This window comes from Terriglobales bacterium (assembly GCA_035624475.1).
Classification (GTDB): domain Bacteria; phylum Acidobacteriota; class Terriglobia; order Terriglobales; family Acidobacteriaceae; genus DASPRL01.
In genome coordinates this window covers 1-4,286 of the sequence record DASPRL010000246.1, presented here as the reverse complement: position 1 = coordinate 4,286, position 4,286 = coordinate 1, and the positions used below count along the sequence as shown (strand labels likewise).

At 65.5% G+C, this 4,286-nt stretch carries 3 protein-coding genes; all 3 read left to right on the top strand.

Translation table 11 applies throughout. The annotated features are described in order from the left end of the window. Positions 1–979 (top strand): energy transducer TonB (locus VEG08_10020; GenBank protein ID HXZ28319.1); only part of this gene is annotated, 979 nt, incomplete at its 5' end. Positions 980–1,308: 329 nt separating this feature from the next. Then, complete coding sequence (locus VEG08_10015; protein ID HXZ28318.1) at positions 1,309–2,031, top strand: hypothetical protein; 723 nt, start codon at positions 1,309–1,311, stop codon at positions 2,029–2,031. 317 nt (positions 2,032–2,348) lie between these two features. Then, positions 2,349–4,286: DNA gyrase subunit B (locus VEG08_10010; protein HXZ28317.1), on the top strand; the 1,938-nt coding region annotated here is incomplete at its 3' end.

Sequence of the window (4,286 nt, the reverse complement as noted above, 5' to 3'; positions counted from 1 at the left end):
AAGGGCACTTCTGGCGGCAGTAGTGGTTGCGCTCGGCCTGCCGGCGTGGGCGCAGGAGGCGCAGGCCCCGGCGCCCATCCCCCGGCCGGCGCAGCTCGACCAGGCCATCGAAGATTTCGCGCGCGGGATCCCGGCGGGGATCACCGCCGACCGCTACGCCGCCTTTGCGGTGGAGATGCCCAAGGACGAGGCCGAGTACAAAGCGCTGAACAAGCACGCGCTGCTGGTGGTGGCGGCGCTCGCGAAGGACGCGAGCGAATTGCCGCTCCAGCGGGTGTATCTCGAGCAGGAGAACCGGACCACGGAGCTCTCACCGTTCGCGGTGGCGCGCAGCGAGATGTGGGCAGGCTCGCCCGCGGGCAAGCTCATGGGCACGCACCGCGTGGACGCTTATTACCTCATTCCCCTCAGTGCCTGGCGGCAGCCGGGAACGCTGCTGGCGGACTTCGCCGCGCATCGCCAGGAGTTCGTCCTGGGCAAGTTTCCGCAGGAGATCAAGGAGGAATTCATCCGCAACGATGCCCAGCCGGATCCGGAACAGGGCCGCAACATCGCCGCCGAGGCGATTGGTGGGATGGCGCAACGTGCGGTGCCGGACTGGGCGTCGTCGGGGCAGACAGTGCCTGCCTTCATCTGCCCGCAGCCGCTGCCGGCGGCGCCGTATGCACCCTGCCAGCCGATGCCGCTGCGCATCCGGGTGAGCGCGGAAGTAGCGGCGGGGATGCTGGCATACAGGGTGGCACCCCGGTATCCCGAGATTGCCAAGGCTCACCGCCTCCAAGGCTGGGTGGTTCTGCACGTGATCATCGGCAAAGACGGGAAAGTGCAGCAGCTGGGTGTGGTCAGCGGACATCCAGTGCTGGTTCCGGCGGCCATGGACGCTGTGAGGCAGTGGCGCTATCGGCCCTACCTGCTGCAAGGGCAGCCGGTTGAGGTGGACACCCAAGTCACCATCGCCTTTACACTCTCCGGCGGGTAACCCTCGGAATCTCCGTGCGCTAGAGGCGGAAGAGCAAACCCAAGGTCTTTCGACTCGCGCTGTCCTGCGGGCGAGCCGCAGGACAGCGGCTCGCTCGGGATGACAATTCAAGATAGGGCGCCTTGATGGCACGCCTGAAGGCGTGCCCTGAATACGAGGCTCTGCCGTCCCTGCGGGACTCAGGTTTCTCGTCCCGCCTACCCGGCACTGACGTGCCGGGCTGGGTTCTGACGTCCCGCATGGCGGGACTCTTACATTCGGATTCTCCTCTGTGTCTTCCGTGTCCTCTGTGGTTAAGATGCCTTTCCTGTCATAATGGCGAAATCCGCATGAAGTTCTCTTTCCTTCCCGTGGTCTTGCTGCTGGCGGCCGGGGTGTGGGCGCAGGAGGCCAAGCCGGCGGCGGCGCCCGCCGCACCCGCCCAGGCCCAGACCCAGGTCATCGCGCAGGCCAGCGACCGCCCGGACAGCGGGCGCGTGGCCCAGGACGTCTACACCAGCGACTTCTTCGGCTTCACCTTGTCGCTGCCCAAGGGCTGGGAGGTGGAAGACAGCGCCGCCCTGCGCAAGAGCGTGGACGAGAACCTCCAGAAGCTCTACGGCAGCGATCCCCAGAGCCAGGCGGCGGGGCAGGAGGCGGCAGCGCGCGCCTTCCTGCTGCTCTCGGCCGCGGGGCGGGTGGAGATGGAGGCCGTCCCCAGCCAGGTGCAGGTGGCGGCCGAGCGCCTGCCCGAGGACGCCGGGGTCGAGAGCGGCAAGGACTACCTGGAGGCGGTGGGGTCGGTGCCGCCGCTGGCGGGGCTGGACCTGAAGCCGCTGCACCCGCCCGCCGAGGTGCGCCTGGGGGGCCAGCCCTTCTGGCGCCAGGACTACAGCGCCGCGACCATCATCAACGGCAAGAGCGTTTCCATCTCCTACGCCGAGTACGTCTCCATCCAGAAGGACTACGCGCTGATCCTCTCCTTCTGGACCGACACCCCGGAGCACCTGGCGGCGCTGGAGAAGTACGCGGACAGCGTGAAGTTCGCGGCGCCGGCGGAGCCGCCAAAGTAGCCTTCACCACCCTTCGGCTTCGCTCAGGGCAGGCTCCGGCACAGAGACACGGAGAATTGCAGAATGAAGAATTGAGAATGCAGAATGTCCGGCTGCCAGTGACGGCTTTTCATTCTGCATTCTTCATTCTCAATTCTGCATTCTGGGGCCCTTTTCCGCCCCCCAAAATCGCCCCTTTTTGTGGTAGACTAAGCAGTACTCGGGCGCTGGCTAAGTGACTGAAATATCAATAATTTGAAGTGCATTGCGGCGGGCCGGAACAGGGCTGAGAACGGGGCCCGCAGCGGGCTCGACGTGCGTCTCCGCAAGGGATGGGAATGGCGACCAAAGAAACGCTGACAGGAAGCGCTGTGGCCAACGAAAAGAACGAAAAAGCGCAGCCCAAGCCCAAGAAGGCGAAGGCCAACGGCGGCAACGGCAACGGCGACTACACCGCCGCCGACATCAAGGTGCTGGGCGGGATGGAGGCGGTGCGCAAGCGCCCCGCCATGTACATCGGCTCCACCGGCGAGATGGGGCTGCATCACCTGGTCTACGAGGTGGTGGACAACTCGGTGGACGAGGCGCTGGCCGGCTTCGCCGACCACATCGACGTCACCATCCACATCGACAACTCCATCACCGTGGTGGACAACGGCCGCGGCATCCCTGTCGACGACATGGAAGTGGACGGCGAGACCATGCCCGCGGCGCAAGTGGTCATGACCATGCTGCACGCCGGCGGCAAGTTCGATACCTCCAGCTACAAGGTCTCGGGCGGGCTGCACGGCGTCGGCGTCTCCGTGGTCAACGCGCTCAGCTACCAGTTGGATCTGGAGATCTGGCGCGACGGCTTCGTGTGGGAGCAGAGCTACTCGCGCGGCGAGCCGACGTCGAAGCTGAAGAAGACGGGCAAGACGCAGAAGCGGGGCACGCGCGTGCGCTTCCTGCCCGACAAGACCATCTTCACCTCCATCGAGTTCAACCACGACACCCTGGCGCAGCGACTGCGGGAACTGGCCTTCCTCAACAAGGGCCTGGAGATCACGCTGACCGACGAGCGCGCCAGCGACACCAAGACGGGCGAAGCCAAGCGCACCGAGTTCAAGTACACCGGCGGGATCGCCGAGTTCATCAAGCACCTGAACCGCGGCAAGAGCGTGCTGCACGACCGCCCCATCTACATGGAGGCCGAGCGCGACGGCGTGAACATGGAGATCGCGCTGCAGTACAACGACGGCTACTCCGAGTCGCTCTTCACCTTCGCCAACAACATCAACACGGTGGACGGGGGCACGCATCTCTCCGGCTTCCGCACCGCGCTCACCCGCACCATCAACTACGCCGGGCAGCAGCTCGGCCTGTTCAAGGACGTCAAGGAGAACCTGACCGGGGACGACGTGCGCGAGGGCCTGGTGGCGGTGATCAGCGTGAAGCTGCCGCAGCCGCAGTTCGAAGGCCAGACCAAGGGCAAGCTGAACTCCGACATCGCCGGGGTGGTGCAGGCCTTCGTCAACGAGCGTCTGGGGTCGTTCTTCGAATTGAACCCGCCGGTAGCGCGCAAGATCATCAACAAGGCCATCGAGGCGGCGCGGGCGCGCGAAGCCGCGCGCAAGGCCCGCGACCTCACCCGCCGCAAGGGCGCGCTCGATTCCGGCGGCCTGCCCGGCAAGCTGGCCGACTGCTCGGAGCGCGATCCCGGGCGCTGCGAGTTGTTCCTGGTGGAGGGCGAATCGGCCGGTGGCACCGCCAAGCAGGGGCGCGACCGCCGCTTCCAGGCCATCCTGCCGCTGAAAGGCAAGATCCTGAACGTGGAGAAGGCGCGCTACGACAAGATGCTGGGGCACGAGGAGATCCGCGCCATGATCACGGCGCTGGGCACCGGCATCGGCAAGGAAGACTTCGATCCCACCAAGCTGCGCTATGGCAAGGTCATCCTCATGACCGACGCCGACGTGGACGGCTCCCACATCCGCACCCTGCTGCTCACCTTCTTCTTCCGCCACATGCAGGACCTGATCAAGCGGCAGAACGTCTACATCGCGCAGCCTCCGCTCTACCGCATCAAGAAAGGGAAGAGCGAGCAGTACATCAAGGACGACCGGCAGTTCGTGCAGGTGATGATCAAGCGCGCTGCCGAGTCCATGACCGTGCGCTACGGCGAAGGCGCGGCCAAGCTGGAAGGCGCGGCCCTCACCAAGTTCATGACCGTGCTCAACGAGTACTTCGGCTTCTTCGACAAGGTGGACAAGCGCCTGCGCAACGAAGAAGTCACC

Bases quoted from the DNA above. Each gene is read 5' to 3' on its own strand.
- VEG08_10015 (HXZ28318.1), top strand. From the start codon at position 1,309: ATGAAGTTCTCTTTCCTTCCCGTGGTCTTGCTGCTGGCGGCCGGGGTG.